Consider the following 17,005-nt stretch of genomic DNA (forward strand, 5'->3'; position numbering starts at 1 on the left):
CAGGCCCTCCGCTATGCCGACGGTCAGCCAATCTCGGAGGGAACGCGTCATGCGGGTCATTTCACCGGCACCTCGTCGATGCGCGGCTCGATCGCCGCCACGCCGGCCGGGCTCAACGCGCCGCAGCGCCAGACGCTGTAGGCGGGCTGCGTGTCCCAGTCGTAGTAGAAGGCAGCGTCCAACCGCTGCTGGTCCACGAGTTGGTCGAAGGCACGGCGGACGGTGCGAATCGCCGCCTCCCGTTCCCGATCGTCCACCGGACAGGCGCGCTCCGTGTTGGCGAGGCCCCATTCGGTCACCCAGCAGGGCTTGCCCGTGTCCCTCGGTTGGCAGAAATCGAGAAGGGCCGTCACACCCTGCATGAGCGCCGCATGGCGCTTGCGGCCGGGATAGAGATGGATGCCGTAGGCATCGACCACGCCGTCAAGGCCCCTTTCACGGAGCAACGTGACGAACTCGCCGGGATCGAGCCGTTCCATGCCGCGCCTGTCCGCCTCGCCGACACCGACGTCGGAAAGGCCGGCGGAGACGATCGCGGCGTCGCGGCTGTGTGTCGTTGCCCGAACTTCGTCGCGGGTGATGCTGACGGCGCCGACATAGGCGTCGAGCCCGCGCTCCAAGGCCGCCCGGTTTGCGACCTCGGCCAGGCTGCGCGGCGTGCGCCGGCCGGGCGTGGCGTAGACGACGAGATCCCCGTTGTAGGCGCTGTAGTTGATCTCGTTGCCGGGCTCGACGGCGTCGAGCCGGATGCCAATCGCATCGATATGCCGGAGCGCCGCCCGGAGGTGCTCGCGATAGCGGTCCAGGTCCAGATCGGAAAGCCTGTGGACGTCCCAGATACGGCCGAAGCCGGTGCGGGGCTGGGTTCGGTCCGGGTAATAGTCCTTGTTGCCCAACTGGATCTCGAGCAGGATTCGAAGGCCCAGCCGATCGGCGATCTCCAACGCCTCGATGCTCCTGTCGACCGGCCTGGACAGGGACAGCCGGACATGGGTGACGCCAGTCGCGGCCATCGCCGCCAGCACGCGCTCCTGCTCAGGGCGCGACAGCCAGCCGAGATTGACGCGGTTGATCCCCATGCGGGGGCCCGCGTCCGCATGCGCGGACGGCGTTTGGGCGAGGAGGCCGAGCGCGACCAGCGCGCCGCATAGCGCCGCCCGAACTCGCGCCCGGCCGCCCACCGGCCTATAGACCGATCTGGCCAAGCGCATTGCGGAAATTCGCCTCGCAGGCGGAGTAGCGGTCGATGACGGCCTGCGTGTCGATCTTGCCCAGGAAATTGGTCAGATAGGCGCGCTTGTCGGCTTCGCGGTTCCAGGTGGCCGCCTCGATATAGGGGAAGCCGATGAATTCCAGCATCTCCCGCATGCGATCGTCAACGGCGATCATCAGGGCCGGCGTGCCGGCCTGCATGCCGATGATGCAGCCGTGGAAGCGACGGCCGAAGCAAAGGTCGCGCGACGACATCGCGCCCCGCCACTGGTTCGTGTCGAAATAGACCAGCAGTTCGTGCTGGCGCTGCCATTTTTCCGAATGCTTGTACTGGGTCGCCCCGGTGATGCGCCCGCTTGCCCGGTCATAGACAATGGCGTTGTCGTCGCCGGTCAGCGAGAGGTTGTAGGCCACCAGTTCATCCTGCACGACATAGCTTGCCACGCTGTCCGGCTTCAGCAGGGCATGCGCATCGACGATGGTATCGGCGACGCTGCCGAGATAGCCGCCAAAGGCGATCTTCTGGGTTTCCGCCAGCCCCGGATTGGCGAGACCGGCGAGCGAACGCTTCATGTCGTCGGGCGAGAAATACAGCGACGGGCAGCCGGTCGGCTTGACGAATTTCATCCCCTGCTCCCGGAGAAACTCGGCGGTGAAATAGCCGCGGGTGAGGAAGAAGCTTTCCTTGCTCTTGAGCACGTCGAGGAACTTGAGCGTGCCCGCCGGCAGTTGCTCCTTCAGGCCGTCCTTCTTCTGGATACCGATGCCCATCACCACGACCGGCATCTTCAGCTTGGCGAAGATTTCGGCCTCCAGGTCGGCGGAGTAACCCGGCCGCAGCAGATTGGCGGAGGCGAAAACGCACAGATCGAACTCGCTGTTGACGCGCGCGAACAGGTCATCCGAATCCCGGTTGTTGGCAAGATGCCAGAACGGCAGGTAGATGACGTCGTGGCCACGCAGGCTTTCGGCGGCGCCCTCGCCGATCAGGTAATTGCCGGTGTTGGCGATCCGCCGCACCTGGGCGATCAGGTCCTTCTTGGTCCTGGTCTCGTCGAAGTAGGGCCGATGAATTACCGTCGTCCCGGAAACGCCTGCGATCGTCCGCTGCAGATACGACGGAATTCCTGTAAGTAAGATGCGCATCACTGTCCTTTGAACCGAACGCGGGAAAAGAATGGCAACGGGCCGTCAGAGCCCGATACCGATTTCGCGAAGCGTCGTGCGGAAGGCACGCTCGCGATCGGAGTATCGGTCGACCAGTTCGGTGGTGTTGAGCTTTGCCAGATGGTCGGCGACGAAATCGGCCCGGTTGTCCGCCTTGTCGATGTCGGTGACGTCGACGGCCGGCAGGCCGGTGAAGCCGAGCATCTCGCGCATGCGGTCGTCCACCGCCACCATCAGGCTCGGCACCGCTGCCTGCATGGCAATGATCGATCCATGGAAGCGGCGGCCGAAATTGAAGTCCATCGACGAGGCCCAGGCGCGCCACTGGTTGGTGTCGAAAAAGGTGCGCAGCTCGAAGGGCTGCTTCTGCCGCTCCGTGCCGGGATAGGCGAGGTCTCCGATCATCAGGCCGGAGGCGGAATCGTAGACGCGACCTTCGCTGTTCGGCTCAACGCTCATGTCGAAATGGAGGAACTCGTCCTGCACCACATACTGCGGCACGGAGCCTTCGGGCGCCATGGCGTTGGCATCGAGGATCGCCTCCTGATCGCCGCCGAGATAGCCGGAAAAGATCGTCCGCGCCTTGCCGACCTGCACGCTCGGCAGCTTTTTCAGCGCGCGGCGCATGTTGTCCGGCATTAAGTAGACCGAAGGGCAGCCCGTCGGGCGCACAAAGGAAAAACCCTGGTCCTTCAGGAAGCCGGCCGTCTCGTAACCGCGCGTCAGGAAATAGTGTTCGCGCTCCTTCAGCACGGCCAGCAGCCGCTTGGTGCCCTCCGGCAGCTGGTTTTCGAGATCCTTCCGGTTCTGCAGACCGATGCCGAGCATGACGATCGGCATGTTGAGCCGGCTTAGGACGTCCGCCTCGGCGTCCGCCGACAGCCCCTTGCGCAGCAGGTTCGCGCAGGTGAAGACGCAAATGTCGAAGTTGGCGTTGAACTCGTCCAGCCCGGTGCCGTTCTTGCTCAGATTGTAGAGGTGCCAGAACGGAACCTGCTTGGCATGCGGCGCAAGCGCCCGCAGCGCACCCTCGCCGATCAGATAGTTGCCGGTGTTGCTGATGTTGCGCAGTTCCTGCAGGAACTCATCCTTCGTCTCCGGCTGCTTCTGCCGTTCCGCGTAGGAGACCGACAAGCCGTTGGCACCGTTGGCAAGGCGCGTATAGTGACCAGGAATACCCGTCACGAGAATTCGTGGGCGCATTCGACTTGACCTTTCTGTTTCAAGAACCGGCGCGGCAATCAGCCGATTGCCGCGACCACTGGATTTGCCACCGGCTGCTCGCGAAAGACCGCGGCGCGCGACAGCGACGAATTGTTTACGGATTGATCGCACCACGACAGGAACTCCGAGAAAGAGGAGGTCCAGGAGCGTCGGGCGGCTGTCCTGATGCACCCTTCCATGAGCGGCGCCAGCCGGTCGCGATTGTGGGCGATCTCCTCGATGATCCGCGCCATCTCCCGCACCACCTGGGGGTCGGAAGCGGCGTTGATGAGGATGCCATCCTCGCCGTCTTCGATGAGCTCGTCGACGGCGCCGACTGCGGTCGCGACGGGCACGCAGCCGAGTTGCTGGGCTTCCGCGATCATCAGCGGCGCGCCTTCCCAACGGGAAGGCATGACGAGGATGTCCGCCCAGCCGAGCGCCTTGATCAGATCCTTGCTGGCGAAAACGGGCGGGCGCACGTCGACCTCGAAGTCCTTCAATCGCCCGGTCCAGGAGACGGAGGAGTCGGCAAGAATCTCCCCGCCGATGGCGCGGGCGTCGAAGGGCGCGTTGGAGGCGCGCAGTTCGGCGAGGACCGCGGCCAGGCGGTCGATGCCCTTTTGCTGGTCGAACCGGCCCATGTAGAGAAGCCGCAGCCGGTCGTCCTTGCGCTCGATCCGACGCACCGCCAGCACGTCTGACAGCGTCTTGGGCGGCACCGAGAAGCTCGCGCCGTTGGCAACGGCGAAAACCTTCTCATGCGGGACACCGTAGCTGTGCAGGTAGATCTTGAGCTGTTCGGAGCAGGTCAGGAACGCGTCGTAGCAATGCTCGTGGGCGATCGCGGCGAAGGGCTGGCCGGCCGGGCGCTTGAAGGCGGTGTTGTCGACGACGTGAAGGTAGCAAGCCGTGCGGGTGCCTTCGGATCGCAGTCGCGCGATCAACGGGTGGACGGCCATGACGTGGTTGTTGATCACCAGGTCGAAACCGGAGAGCTGTCCCTTCAGCGCCTCCCAGTCGACCGCATGCCCCTCGGTGATGAAGTCCTGCCCCAGGAAGGAGCCCGACGCCCCCCAGGCCGGAATGCCCGCGTCCCAGAAGTGGATGTAGTCGAAGCTCGCATCGAATTCGTCGATCACGTCCATGCGCGAGGTGCCGAGAACGAAGAGGTGCGTCTCGTAGCCCACAGCCTTCAGCTCCCGTGCTGCCGCATAGACGACCTTCTCCGCCCCGCCGAACGAGGCGTTCGGCACGAGCAGCGCGACGGTGCGCTTGCCCTCGCTGTGTCCGAGCGGCAGCACGGGCGCGCCACCGATCTCCTTGCGCAGCGCCTTGTGCAGCTCCGCGTAAGGCACCAGACGGGCCGGACGCCAGGTCCAGCGCCGGCCGGCGGTCCGACTCAGCGGGCTCGTCGCGATCGCATTGATGCAGCTGATCATCATCTGCTGCGGCGTGATGAGCGATCTGCGCGGAAGGCTTCTCGGAAAGGGAAAACGCACCTTGAGCACCGTCGAGGTCGGCCAGACCTGCTGGCCACCGATGGATGCGAACCAGTCGAGCGCGTTGTTCTGGATCACATCCCGAACGAGCGTGCTCGACAGGAAGATCAGGTCCGCCGGCCCGATGTCCTGCGCTCCTGGCCCATGGACCATCGGCTCGATCTTGCGCTGGGCGGCATCGTTGGCGAGCTGGACAAAGACGACGTTGGCGGTCTCGCTCAGGCGCTCCAGATGGGAAAGCACGTTCGGCAGCATCCGCGAGCGCCGGAGCAGATCGAGGGCGGCACCGCTCCCCGCAATCAGGAACGGTGGAAAGTGCACGTTGTCCGGCTCGCCGATGTTGGCCCAGAAGGCCGGAATGATGTCGTCGAGACGAAGCATCTGCGGCGGCCTGGTGGGATCGGTGAAGAAGGAGATTGCCGTATCTTCCGTCCGCGCAAACAGATAGCGCGGGCACTCCTCATGCTCGAAGTCCACCAGCATAGGACGCTGGAACAAGGCCTTATGGCGCTTCCTGAGGAAGCTCACCGAGGTGGAGCGGTCGCGATTGGCCTCCTTGAAGCGGCTTTCCGCCCGAAGGCGATATTCGAATACGGTGTCGTGGCAGGGGGTGCCGACGAAGCCATGCTCGATGCAGGACAGCCAGAATTCCCAGTCCTCGAAGCCGTTCTGCCGGTCCTCATTGAAACGGACCCCGGCGCGGAACACGTCGATCGAGATCATCGATCCGGTATCGCAGATATTGTCGGTGATGCAGTGGACCAGCCGCGAATAGTGGTTTCCGTAGTGGGCGCGCCAGCTCACCGAGAACGTGTCGATATTCGTGTAGACCCATCCGCAGCCGGAGGAACGGAGATGCTCGTAGAGGGTCGCGATCGTGCCGGGCAGGACGCGGTTGTCGGCGTCGAGGAAGTAGACGGCCTGCGCCTCGGGCAGGTGCTCAAGCACGAACTCGATGGCGCGATTGCGCGCCCCGCCGGGACCGGCATTCTGGCCGAACACGACATGGATCGAGGGGTGGGTCGCCGCATAGAGCAGGAGCAGATCGAACGTCTCGTGGCGCGGATCACCATCGACCGAGACAACCAGGGCAATCCGGCAGTTGCGCGCCGTCGAGGCCAGCACGGACTCGACGGCCTCCAACGCCAGCGCCGCATGGCCGTAGAGCGGCATGGCGACGGCAATCAGGTCCCGATGCTCGCTAGTGCCCGACATCGGCGCCCTCCGACGACTGCTTGACCAACCGGAAGCCCGACACCTTGAGCCAGGAGAAATCGACCGATTCCGTCACCGCCCGGCTGAGGATCACCAGGTCCATCGGGCCGCGCACCGGCTCCTCGAGTTGGATGTTGATGCTGACGGCCTGCTGGGCGCTGACTTCACGCCAGCCGCTGAAGAAGGCCGAGGGTTTGGCCGCGCCCTTGCGGGCGAGCTCGGCCACCTCGGAGCGGGCATTGGAGTTGGCGGGCGCGAGCAGAAAGCTGACCGCCGCAGGCTGACCTTCGGGATGGTCGATGACGGCGCTGGCCGAGAAGGAAATCGTTCCAGGTTCGACCACGCGGCTGATCGCGCCGGCCGAAATGCCGGCCGGGAGCGGATGGCAGACGACGGCATGCTCGTGCTCGAGGAAGCGCACGGTCTGGAATTCCGGCACGATCGGCGTGACGGAAACGTCCGCGATCTGGCTCATTGCCTCCGCCGCGAGACGGTAGTCGACGATGTACTGCCCCTCCAGCAGGTTGCTCGGGGCAATCATGTTCGGCGCGCTGACAGGCTTAACCCCGGGCAGCCCGGTGAACACACGGAACGCGAGCGGACGGAGGTCGAGATCGGGATGCGGAATTTCCGAGCGCGCCGAATAGCGCTCGCCCGCTATGGGGTAGCCAAGCGACAGACCGACGGTTTCGGGCCCGGCCGCGGATATGCGCAGCCGAAGCGTTCGCGCCGCCCCTCCGCAGGCCCGCGGCAGCGAGAAGAAATTCCAGTTCGCGACGAGTTGCGCATAGGGCACCACCCATTCGGCCACACCCTCGCCGCTTTCGAGATAGCTCAGGGCGACGGTGAGTTCGCCGCTGACCTTCGGCACCGAATGGAGGTGAAGCGCAAACCCGGCCACGCCAAGGCTGGAGACCGGCAACAATTGCTCGACAAAGGCGGTGGCCAGCAGTTGCCCGATCCCTTCATCCTTTGGATCGGCATAGGGATCGTGGGAGAAAATCTCGGAAACCGGCTCCCAGTTTCGCGCCTGGAACGCATCTTCCAGGGCCCGATAGCTTTCCAGCAGCGTTTCGCGCTCCCGGCGCAGGATCGCAAGCTCCGAAGTGATCGAGGCGCTGTATCGGGCGAGACGGCCAACGCCGCCCTCCCTTCCCTTTCTCATCGTCCTCCTCAGCAAGAATGGCGTGGCCGTGCGCCAGATCGTCGACCGCAAGCCTCGCCATCCCAGCCTGCAGAGTTGGTGGGACAAAAACCGTGAGGCGGTGGAACTGCGCGAAATGATTGTCCGTCGACTGGCCACGCTGCCGGAAAGTGGCGCCGCCACGGCCATCGACCTTCAACTTCGTACACCACTGGCAACAAGTCGGATCGACAAGACGTTGATGCACCCGTCCGGCGAGGTCGATCTTGCTCTGGTGCTCCAGGACGGTCTGTTGGCCGGCGGCTGATTCAGAGCACCTGCTCGGCGGCCTGCACCTGCTGCACGGGCTGCCGATGAAGTTCGTGGTGATGAACCGCAATGGCGGCTATGCCCGTGCCTGCAATGCGGGCGCACGCTTTGCCCGCGGCGATGTGCTGGTGATGCTCAATTCGGATGTCGTGCCATGCGCCGCAGGCTGGCTCCAGGTGTTGTCGCTCCAGTTGCTGCAAAGGCCGGAACTGGGGGCCATCGGCCCGAAACTGATTTTCGAAGACGGATCGCTGCAGCATGCCGGGCTCTATTTCGCTCGCGACCAGCGGGGGATCTGGCTGAACCACCATTTCTATAAGGGCATGCCTGGCGGCTACCCTCCGGCGCAACATGCCCGTACCGTTCCCGGCGTCACCGGCGCTTGCCTCGTGACCCGCAGGGACACCTTCGAGCGTGTGGGCGGCTACACCGAGGACTACGTGATCGGCGACTACGAGGACAGCGACCTCTGCCTGAAGATCCGTCGCCTCGGGCTGCAGATCGCCTATGAGCCGGCAGCGTGCCTGTATCATTTCGAGCGTCGCTCGATCCGCCACAGCCAGGACTACATTCGCGGCGTGGCAAGCCAATACAATTCATGGCTGCACACGCAACGTTGGGAAGACGACATCACCGAGCTGATGGCGAACCAATTGGGTCATGACCCGGATCGGGCTGCTGCCGCGGGAGGGAGTATCCGGGAAAGGAACGTAGCATGACGCAAGCGGCACTCGCGCACCCCCCCGCGGCGGCCCGGCCGATCGGTGACGGGCGGGTTCGCTGGCTGATCGAATCCATTCGGGGCAATCGTTTCCTGCCGCAGCCGGATTCATCCAGCGTGTTCGTGGGAGACGGAGACTTTCGCGCCATAGGAGCCGAGTTTCTCGGTTACTTTATTCGCATCGGCGGCCTGCGCGAAGACAGCCGCGTGCTCGACATTGGCTGCGGCATCGGCCGCATGGCCGTGCCGCTCACCCAGTATCTCGATCCGCAAGCGAGCCACTACGATGGCATCGATCCCGTCGAGAGCGGCATTAGCTGGTGCCAGCGTACGATCACACCGGCCTATCCCAATTTTACCTTCCAGCGGCTGGACATCGCGCACGAGCTTTACAATCCGAACGGCAAGATCAGTGGGAAGACCTTGGCTTTGCCCTTTCCCGATCATCATTTCGACTTCGTCATCATGACGTCCGTGGTCACTCATCTGCCGCCCGTCGAGGTCCTGGCCTACTTCGCCGAGGTCCGCAGAATCCTGTCGCCCGGCGGCAAGCTGTTCATCACCGCGTTCGTGGTCGACAGGATCGCCGCCGCAAATGAGAACGGGCGGCGCGATCCGCGTCTGGCTTTTCGGCGCTATGGCGAAAGCCCATGCTGGTTCGTCCCCAACCAGCCGCCGCTTGCCGCGATCGGCTTCGAAGACGGCTTCCTGGACAAGGCGCTCGGACGGGCCGGCCTTACCGTCGCGCTGAAATCACTGGGCCATTGGCGTGGCACCAACGCGGGCCATCATCAGGATTTCATCGTGGCGAAGCGCCGGGGAAGCGGGCGATGAGCAAGCGCATCCTGGTGGCCGCCCACAACCATCCGTCCCTTCACCCGGGTGGAACGGAGATCTTCGCTCACGACCTGTTTCGTGCCTATCAGCGCGCGGGCCACGAGGCCCTGTTTCTCGGCGCCACGAACCAGATCCATCGCGAGGCCAGGCCAGGCACGAGCTTTCAGGGCATCGGCCCGACGGGAGACGAAGTCCTGCTGTGGTCCGGACACTTCGACCGCTTTTTCATGAGCCAGATCGACCTCTATGGCGTGGTGCCGGACATTGCGGAGTTGCTGCGCGATTTCCAGCCAGATGTGGTCCACCTCCATCACCTGCTGCTGCTTGGCACCGAGTTCCCTCACATTGTCCGCCGCACCCTGCCTCACTGCCAGATCGTCATGACGCTTCATGACTACTACCCCATTTGCCATCATGACGGCCTGATGGTGCGCACCGGCAGCAAGGAACTTTGCCACCAAGCCAGCCCGGATCGCTGCCATGGCTGCTTCAAGGACATACCGCTCGATCGCTTTGCCCTGCGCGAACGACACCTGAAGGCGCTGCTGAGCACGGTCGACCACTTCGTCTCACCAAGCGCTTTTCTACGGGAGCGCTTCGTGCAGTGGGGGCTGGCCGAAGAGGCGATCAGCGTTATTCCCAATGGCATCCCCAGCCAAAAGGCCGGCGCGCGAAGAGAGATCCTCGCCGGTGGACGGCCGGTCTTCGGCTATTTCGGAAACCTCAACCCCTGGAAGGGGGTGACCATCTTGCTCGACGCTGCACGCCAGCTTCTGACGGAGGGGTTCGAGTTCGAGCTCCGCGTCCATGGCGGCGCCCCCTTCCAGAGCAAGGGCTTCGTCGACGAGATCGATCGCCGCTTCGCCGAAACGGCACCATTCGTGCAGCCCCGAGGCCCCTATCGACGCGAAGATATCGGCGATCTGGTGGAAGCGGTCGATTGCACCATCGTTCCGTCCACCTGGTGGGAGAATGCGCCTTTGGTCATTCAGGAAGCCCAGGCGCACGGCCGTCCGGTCATCGCCAGCAACATCGGCGGAATGGCTGAAATGATCGAGCACGGCGTCAACGGTCTGACGGTTCCACCCAACGATGCCCGAGCGCTCGCTGCGGCGATGCGTCAGATTCTGGAAGAGCCGAACCTGCTGCGCCGGTTCTCCGCAAATGCGCGAAAACCCGACGACATCGACACGACGGCCCGCCGCTACCTCAAGCGGATCGAGCCGGCACAGGTTCAGGCATAGGAGAACGCATGGCCAATCCCGCTGAACGACCGGATGCCGCCCCCGAACAGGACAACGCCAAGCCGATGAACGGCCGGGTGGATGCGATCGACATGGGGCGGATCTTCGGCTGGGCCTTCGACCCGATGGCGCCAGACCAACGTCTGACCATCCGTGTCCTTCTCGATGGCAAGGTGATTGCCGAGGCGGTTGCCGATCGCAATCGTCCCGACCTGCGGCGTAACGGTATCGGCGACGGCAAGCACGCATTTGAAATCGCGCTGCCTGATCCCGTCCAGGCGCGCGCGAGCGATCTCGTCGTCGTGGCGCTGAACGGAAGCGGTTCCGAGCAGGCCTTGCGCGTTCCCCAACCAGACGAGCAGGCGGCCGAAGCTCTGATCGCCGCACCGCTGGCGAAAGTGCTCGACAAGCTCGACGTCCTGATGGCGGCGCAGCGGCAGTTGCAGGTCTCACAGCGCTCCCTGCAGCGCACCCCACAAATCGATGCCGACCAGGCCGAAACCGTCCGCCTGACCGATGTCAGCAACGCCGTCGACAACCTCGGAGTGGATATCAGCCAACGGCTGAATGATCTCGATGTCCACCTGATGCGACTGGATGGGGTGGTAGCGGGCATGGAGAGCAACCTGAAGGCATTGCAGAAGCGAGCGAACGGCGAGTTGAAGCCCCTGCTGCTGCTGCTGTTCGTTCTTGTTGGATTTGCCGCCGGCGCTGGCCTTGCGCTGGTTGCCAGGATCTGATCCAAGGAGGGTAAGGCGTGCTGGTTACAGAACAGTCCCCCGCAGTTACAAGCCCCACGACAGGCAAGCCTGGGGCGAACAGGGCGATGCGCTCGGGCCGGGTCCTCGGCTGCCGCGTGGACGAGACGACCCTGCTGATTATCGGTCTCGGCCGTGTCATGGCCGGCGAAGTGGTGGTCGACCTCGACGGGGATCAAGCGGGCACTCGAAGCGCGTTTGTCTCGGAATGGCGATTGGCCGCACCCTCGCCAGGGGCAAAGCACGGCTTCGCGGCGCTCCTGCCGACAGGCAACATGGACCGGGCCATGACCACGATACGGTTCGGCGAGGATGGGACGGGGCCCCGCTACATCGTTGCGCCCCGACTTGCCTCCGCGGCGGAAGCGGCCGCGCTCTTGGCCGAGTCCGCAGGATCGCAGTCGGCCGCCGTCATTGACCGGCTCGTGGACGTTCTGATGGATCGCAATGTTAACCGCCGCAGCCTTCTGACCATCACAGCGCTTCTGCAAGCAGCCCACGCAGACGATGGTTTCGTCGAGCTCATTGGTGAAAGCCATGACGGCGCGACGTTCCTGCAGGGCTGGAGCCGCAGCATGGCGCCCGGGCGTTGCCGGGTGTCCGTGGTCGGCAACGTGACGCCAATCGTCGCAGAATGCGGCATCGCCGTCTTTCCCCGCCCGGATGTTCCCGACGGCGCCGCTGGATTTGTTGGTCTTGTCGATGACATCAAGGCGGCCCTTGACATCGAAGGGCTGGTTTTTCGCGGGCGCGCCGGTTGGCGGTACACTGCCGTCCACCCCCGAAAGCGCATCGTCGGCCCGCTGGAAACACCCGAGAACATCCGGTCGATCCTGCTTCGCACACACAGCGCGCCGGACGTGCTCCTGTCCCTGCGAGCGGCAGCGAACAGCTTTGACGGCAAGGAAACTGTCTCCAGCCTGCCGTTTTCCGTCCGGATGGGAATAGACGCCGCGTTCGAAGCCGATGGCGGAAACCTCCTCATCTCCGGCTGGCTCTATGATCCCGACGACCACGTCACGGCGGTCAGACTGCGGCGCCGCAACGCCGCGGCTCGCCTCGACGAACGCTGGACGCGCCTCGACCGCCCCGACGTCACGGACAGTTGCAGCGACAGGCAGCCCATCGAGCCAGGCCTTCGCGGCGAACAGCATGCACATGGCTTCATCGCCCACGCCCAGTTGTCGAGTGAAGATCCTGAAGCGCGCCCATACATCGAACTGACGCTGCGCGACTCGCGCCGTGCTTTCCTGCCGGTTAAGCCAACGCGGGTCTCGGCGCGCTTGGCGACGTTGCGCCAGATCGGCGCCATCGATCGGGCGAACGGTGCGTTGCCGGCGATCGTCGATACACAGATTGTGCCGTTCCTCAGCCAATCCGGCAGATCGGCGCCGGTCATTGACGCAATCCAGGATGCTGGATCCTTCGATCAGGACAGCAGCCCGCCGATCGTCATCGGCGCCGGCGAGAGCGAAGAGCAGATTTTCCCGCTGCTGGCATTGCTTGCGCTCGACCCGGAGACCCGCCACGCGCCGATCGTGATCGCCATGCCCGCCGAGCGTTTCCGCCGGCAGGCTGCACGCATCGGGGAACTCGTGCGGTTCTATCGCCTTTCGGCCAGGCTGGTATCGGCGACGGGAACAGGCGACTTTTATGACTTGCTTGACGTCGGCACGCAAGCACTCTCCTGCGAAACGGTCGTGTCGCTTTCCGCCTCACTGATCCCGCACGGGACAGGTTGGTACGGCAAGCTCGTGGCAGCGGCCGCGCCCCTGAAAGGCAGCCTTGTCTCCCCCGTTCTGGCCTACGAGGACCATTCCATTCGCTGGGCGGGAAGCTGGCTCGATGACGACGGCGCGCTTATCGGTCGCTGTACCGGATATCCGCTCAAAGCAGTCACCGGGATGACGCTGACCCGGATTGCGGCGGCCTCGCTCGAGTGCTGCATCATGCCCCGCGACGCCCTGTTGCACGCGGGCGGCTTTTCCGGCGGCTATCTGGGCACACAGGAAAAGGGTCTGGACCTCGGCCTCCATCTCAGCCGGTCCGGTTTCGACGCCTATCTGCTGCCATCGGTGCTGATGTGGGGCTGCGACGACGCACGCGGCGGGGACAGCCCGGCCATGGCGGCGCTGGTGGAAGAGATCGATCGGAAGATCTTCACCAGCCATTGGTCGCCGGTCTTCGCCGGTGACAAGCACTCCGAAAAGAGACCGGCATGAGCGAGCAGCTTCGCGTCCTCGTCGTTTCGCACGCGCATCCGACCGTCTCGCTCGGCGGGGCGGAAATCGCATCTCACAACCTGCATCGCGGCCTGAACGCCTTGCCGCAGGTGGAATCGGTCTATCTGGCCCGGGTCGGCCATCCGGTACCGCGGCATGCCGCATCCGCGCTGATGAGCCTTGGCCTTGCCGAAGACGAGGTCCTGTTCCACACGGACGACTACGACCACTTCTTTATGTCCAACGGCGATACGCAGGCGATCAGCCGGGACCTGTTGCGTCTTGCACGCGATCTCAGGCCGCATGTCGTGCATTTCCATCATGTCCTCGGTATCGGCTTCGAGGCCCTCTACGCCCTTAGGGAAGCATTTCCGCACGCAGCCATACTCGTCACGTTCCACGAATACCTGTCGATCTGCCACAATCACGGGCAGATGGTGAAACGGCCATCCGGCCAGCTCTGCGAAACAGCCTCACCCATCGCCTGCCACGATTGTTTTCCCGACATCCCCCTCTCACGCTTCCTGAAGCGGGAGGCGTTTGCGCGCGGGATGCTTGGCCTTGCCGACGCTTTCGTCTCGCCCAGCCGGTTTTTGGCCGAGCGCTACATCAAATGGGGCCTCGACGAGGACAAGCTCTGCGTGATCGAAAACGGGATCACCGTCGAAACAGCCGCACCCATACGGCCGCTGCAAGGTCCCGGCGCGCGCCGCAATCGCTTTGCCTATTTCGGCCAGATGACGCCGTTCAAGGGGGTCGACGTCCTGATCGACGCTGTTTCGCGCATCCCGAGGAAGATATGGGGCGAAGACTCCTGCTTGATGATCTTCGGCGGCAACCTCGAGCGACAGCCGCTCGAGTTCCAGGAACGGATGCAGAAGCTCATCGCAGACGCCGGCCCCCGCGTCCGCTTCTATGGCGCTTACCAGAATGCGGACATGCCGCGCCTGATGCGCTCTGTCGACTGGGTGGTTCTGCCGTCCGTCTGGTGGGAAAACTCGCCCGTCGTGATCCAGGAGGCCCTGCTCCATGGCAGGCCGATGATCTGCTCCAACATCGGCGGCATGGCCGAGAAGGTCCGTGATGGCAAGGACGGCCTGCACTTCCGTGCGGGCAGCAGCCAGGATCTCGCGGACCGTATCGTCGAGGTCCTGGCGGACACCCAGGCCTGGGATCGGCTGCGCGGTTCGATGCGACAACCCGCCGACCACCTCGGCTGTGCGCGCGAACACGTCAAACTCTATCGCGCGCTGCTGCGGCGAAAGCTCGATGCCGCCATGGCCGACAGCCCTGTGCCTCTCTCACACTCGCTCTAACGACGCTCGTCCCGACGAACGCTGAAACGGCTTCGACCAGGAGACGATCGATGCAACCAAACCCTTGAGAAACCCCTCGCAAGGTCGCATGAACTGGAGGCTACCGACATGCACACGAAAGTCCGTAAGGCCATCATCCCCGCCGCCGGTTTTGGAACGAGGATGCTGCCGGCAACCAAGAGCGTTCCCAAGGAGTTGCTGCCGATCGTCGACCGGCCAATCCTCGATTACATCGTCGCGGAAGCCTTCGCCTCTGGCATAGAGCATGCCGTCATCGTCACCGGACGCATGAAGGGTGCGATCGAAGACTATTTCGACCACGCGTTCGAAATCGACGTCTGCCTGCGCAACGCTGGTAAGCATGGCCTGGCCGACCGGATGGCGCAGCACACGCCGGGTACGGGAAGTATCTCCTTCGTCCGCCAGCAGCAGGCGCGCGGCCTGGGGCACGCGGTGTGGACGGCGCGCCAGATTGTCGGTGACGAGCCCTTTGCCGTCCTGCTCCCCGACATGCTGATGGTCGACGAGGTACCCTGCCTCAAGTCGATGATGGATCTCCATGACCGTCACGGCGGCAACATCGTCGCTGTGGAAAGATGCGCGCCGGAGGAGGCCCACAAATTCGGCATCGTCTCCTTGAAGGCGACGGATGACGGTCCGCTCGTGGCAGGTCTCGTCGAGAAGCCGGCGCCGGGCACCGCGCCGAGCAACCTGTTCATTTCCGGGCGGTACATCCTGCAGCCTGAGATATTCAATCTGCTGGAGAACCAGTCTCCCGGCGCCGGCGGCGAGATTCAGCTGACCGACGCCATGATTGCTCTTATGGGCGAGCAGAAGATCAGGCCATTCGAGTTCTGCGGCCGTACCTTCGATTGCGGCTCGCCTGCCGGCTTCGTGAGTGCCAACTTGCACATGGCACTTGGCCGCGCCGACCTCGGCGCCTGTGTCAATATGGAGATCGAAAACCTCGCCGCGGCACGGCGCGCGGTCGCCTGAGCCCGGCATCCGAAGCAGATCGCGTGAGAAGCATCACGGGATCTGCTTCGGGCATCTGCATTGCTTAAAAAATCATGCTCGATCTATGGAGACCAGCATCGGTCAGGAGCACCCTGCGGATGGACCAGAGTGGGCGGCCGCCCCGCAGTTGCGCGCAATACGGCTGTCCAGTTCCGCCAGTCGGCGGGCGAAGCCGGGATTCTCCGGCTGATACGTCAGGGCGTCCGCAAGCATGATCCGCGCCGTCGTCAGCTCACCGTCGCGAATGTAGCGATTGGCCCGATGGTAGAGGAAATTTGCGCGCTCGATTGGAGAGAACGCCGGGCCGAAGCGTGCATGAAGCCGGTCGGCCCAGACAGGATGGCGGGCGATCGCCGTCACCGCAATCTGGTAGGGCCGCATCGGCGCCATCACCCGGGCCGCGCGGGCCAGAGCGCGCAGACCAGGTAGATCATCGCTGCGGCAAGCCTCGATCAGCGACAGTGCGCGCGCCGTGCCGGTGAACGCCCGGACAGTGCCATGGCCGGTCATGTGAACCGGTACGAGATGCGTCCTTTGCTGCAGCGTCGCGATCCGCACCGCGTGCCGATGATCGACGACGTGGAACGGATCGAAGAAGAGATAGGCGCGGCCAGCTGCGTGTTCGGGCGCGATCGCCATATTGGCGTGGAGGTCGGGCGAGAAATGACGTGTGAACCTTCCGTCGAACGAGGCCGCCTTCGGATCGATGGAAACCTGCGGACAGAAGGCGATGGCAACGTCAGCGTTGAAGCGCCTGCGGTAGCGCAACGCCGCGTAGCCGCCCTGCGAGTGCCCGTAGAGGATCCGCTCCGGTGCTGTGCGCAGGATCGGCGCGGCGGCTTCGACAGCCTTGATGACGCTCGCCGCCGGAAACCAGTTTGGCCGTCGGCTGATGAAGCCAAGCGTCGAAATGTCCGCTTTCTCGCAGAACCGCTGCCCCCAGAATCGGCTGCCGTTCGCCTTCATTTCCATCTCATTGAACGTCACGAGAAGATAGGAAGATGACCCTGGACGATGTATCACCTCCAGGTTCTCATCCGAGAATATGCGCATGCATCCCATCCACTAAACAATAATCGAGTTAGTATAGTTCAAAATTTGAAATATACTTCTATAATATAACTACACAGGACATTCT

At 63.9% G+C, this 17,005-nt stretch carries 12 protein-coding genes and 1 pseudogene; 7 read left to right on the plus strand and 6 right to left on the minus strand.

The genetic code is table 11. The annotated features are described in order from the left end of the window. Positions 1-56: 56 nt before the first annotated feature. The 5 genes from JNC62_RS17240 to JNC62_RS17260 are packed head-to-tail and all read right to left on the minus strand — an operon-like array spanning position 57 to position 7,464. Positions 57-1,211, minus strand: a complete 1,155-nt coding sequence (locus tag JNC62_RS17240; protein WP_374840241.1) for a glycoside hydrolase — start codon at positions 1,209-1,211, stop codon at positions 57-59. Further along, a complete protein-coding gene (locus JNC62_RS17245) occupies positions 1,186-2,358 on the minus strand; it encodes a galactoglucan pyruvyltransferase (protein ID WP_374840242.1) in 1,173 nt (390 codons plus the stop codon). The genes JNC62_RS17240 and JNC62_RS17245 overlap by 26 nt, the downstream gene beginning before the upstream one ends. A 45-nt stretch (positions 2,359-2,403) precedes the next feature. Next, positions 2,404-3,582, minus strand: coding sequence for a polysaccharide pyruvyl transferase family protein (locus tag JNC62_RS17250; RefSeq protein ID WP_374840243.1), 1,179 nt, complete (start codon positions 3,580-3,582; stop codon positions 2,404-2,406). Between the two features lie 38 nt (positions 3,583-3,620). Then, complete coding sequence (locus tag JNC62_RS17255) at positions 3,621-6,299, minus strand: glycosyltransferase (RefSeq protein WP_374840244.1); 2,679 nt, start codon at positions 6,297-6,299, stop codon at positions 3,621-3,623. After that, positions 6,286-7,464, minus strand: coding sequence for a DUF6212 domain-containing protein (locus JNC62_RS17260; protein WP_374840245.1), 1,179 nt, complete (start codon positions 7,462-7,464; stop codon positions 6,286-6,288). The genes JNC62_RS17255 and JNC62_RS17260 overlap by 14 nt, the downstream gene beginning before the upstream one ends. Here JNC62_RS17260 and JNC62_RS17265 point away from each other — a divergent pair. From JNC62_RS17265 to JNC62_RS17295, 7 genes and pseudogenes are all read left to right on the plus strand, one after another. After that, positions 7,445-8,471, plus strand: a pseudogene (locus tag JNC62_RS17265) (glycosyltransferase); the annotation flags it as partial. The gene JNC62_RS17260 and the pseudogene JNC62_RS17265 sit on opposite strands and share 20 nt — an antisense overlap. Then, the gene (locus tag JNC62_RS17270) at positions 8,468-9,307 is read left to right on the plus strand and encodes a class I SAM-dependent methyltransferase (protein ID WP_374840246.1); all 840 of its coding nucleotides are present in this window, start codon (positions 8,468-8,470) and stop codon (positions 9,305-9,307) included. The pseudogene JNC62_RS17265 and the gene JNC62_RS17270, both read left to right, overlap by 4 nt. Next, positions 9,304-10,554, plus strand: coding sequence for a glycosyltransferase family 4 protein (locus JNC62_RS17275; RefSeq protein ID WP_374840247.1), 1,251 nt, complete (start codon positions 9,304-9,306; stop codon positions 10,552-10,554). The genes JNC62_RS17270 and JNC62_RS17275 overlap by 4 nt, the downstream gene beginning before the upstream one ends. Positions 10,555-10,562: 8 nt before the next feature. Continuing rightward, positions 10,563-11,294, plus strand: a complete 732-nt coding sequence (locus JNC62_RS17280) for a hypothetical protein (protein WP_374840248.1) — start codon at positions 10,563-10,565, stop codon at positions 11,292-11,294. 17 nt (positions 11,295-11,311) lie between these two features. Beyond that, on the plus strand, positions 11,312-13,534 hold the full coding sequence (locus JNC62_RS17285) for a hypothetical protein (protein WP_374840249.1): 2,223 nt from the start codon (positions 11,312-11,314) through the stop codon (positions 13,532-13,534). Continuing rightward, a complete protein-coding gene (locus tag JNC62_RS17290; protein ID WP_374840250.1) occupies positions 13,531-14,850 on the plus strand; it encodes a glycosyltransferase family 4 protein in 1,320 nt (439 codons plus the stop codon). Before JNC62_RS17285 ends, JNC62_RS17290 begins: the two co-directional genes overlap by 4 nt. 108 nt (positions 14,851-14,958) lie before the next feature. Further along, positions 14,959-15,846, plus strand: coding sequence for a UTP--glucose-1-phosphate uridylyltransferase (locus JNC62_RS17295; protein WP_374840251.1), 888 nt, complete (start codon positions 14,959-14,961; stop codon positions 15,844-15,846). A gap of 102 nt (positions 15,847-15,948) precedes the next feature. Here the strand turns inward: JNC62_RS17295 and JNC62_RS17300 are convergent, their stop codons facing one another. Next, a complete protein-coding gene (locus JNC62_RS17300; protein ID WP_374840252.1) occupies positions 15,949-16,920 on the minus strand; it encodes a hypothetical protein in 972 nt (323 codons plus the stop codon). Between the last annotated feature and the right edge of the window lie 85 nt (positions 16,921-17,005).

Origin of the sequence: Mycoplana ramosa, from assembly GCF_041930185.1 — a bacterium.
Taxonomy (GTDB): Bacteria; Pseudomonadota; Alphaproteobacteria; order Rhizobiales; family Rhizobiaceae; genus Mycoplana; species Mycoplana ramosa.

Bases quoted from the DNA above. Each gene is read 5' to 3' on its own strand.
- JNC62_RS17240 (WP_374840241.1), bottom strand. From the start codon at position 1,211: ATGCGCTTGGCCAGATCGGTCTATAGGCCGGTGGGCGGCCGGGCGCGA.
- JNC62_RS17245 (WP_374840242.1), bottom strand. From the start codon at position 2,358: ATGCGCATCTTACTTACAGGAATTCCGTCGTATCTGCAGCGGACGATC.
- JNC62_RS17250 (WP_374840243.1), bottom strand. From the start codon at position 3,582: ATGCGCCCACGAATTCTCGTGACGGGTATTCCTGGTCACTATACGCGC.
- JNC62_RS17255 (WP_374840244.1), bottom strand. From the start codon at position 6,299: ATGTCGGGCACTAGCGAGCATCGGGACCTGATTGCCGTCGCCATGCCG.
- JNC62_RS17260 (WP_374840245.1), bottom strand. From the start codon at position 7,464: ATGAGAAAGGGAAGGGAGGGCGGCGTTGGCCGTCTCGCCCGATACAGC.
- JNC62_RS17270 (WP_374840246.1), top strand. From the start codon at position 8,468: ATGACGCAAGCGGCACTCGCGCACCCCCCCGCGGCGGCCCGGCCGATC.
- JNC62_RS17275 (WP_374840247.1), top strand. From the start codon at position 9,304: ATGAGCAAGCGCATCCTGGTGGCCGCCCACAACCATCCGTCCCTTCAC.
- JNC62_RS17280 (WP_374840248.1), top strand. From the start codon at position 10,563: ATGGCCAATCCCGCTGAACGACCGGATGCCGCCCCCGAACAGGACAAC.
- JNC62_RS17290 (WP_374840250.1), top strand. From the start codon at position 13,531: ATGAGCGAGCAGCTTCGCGTCCTCGTCGTTTCGCACGCGCATCCGACC.
- JNC62_RS17295 (WP_374840251.1), top strand. From the start codon at position 14,959: ATGCACACGAAAGTCCGTAAGGCCATCATCCCCGCCGCCGGTTTTGGA.
- JNC62_RS17300 (WP_374840252.1), bottom strand. From the start codon at position 16,920: ATGCGCATATTCTCGGATGAGAACCTGGAGGTGATACATCGTCCAGGG.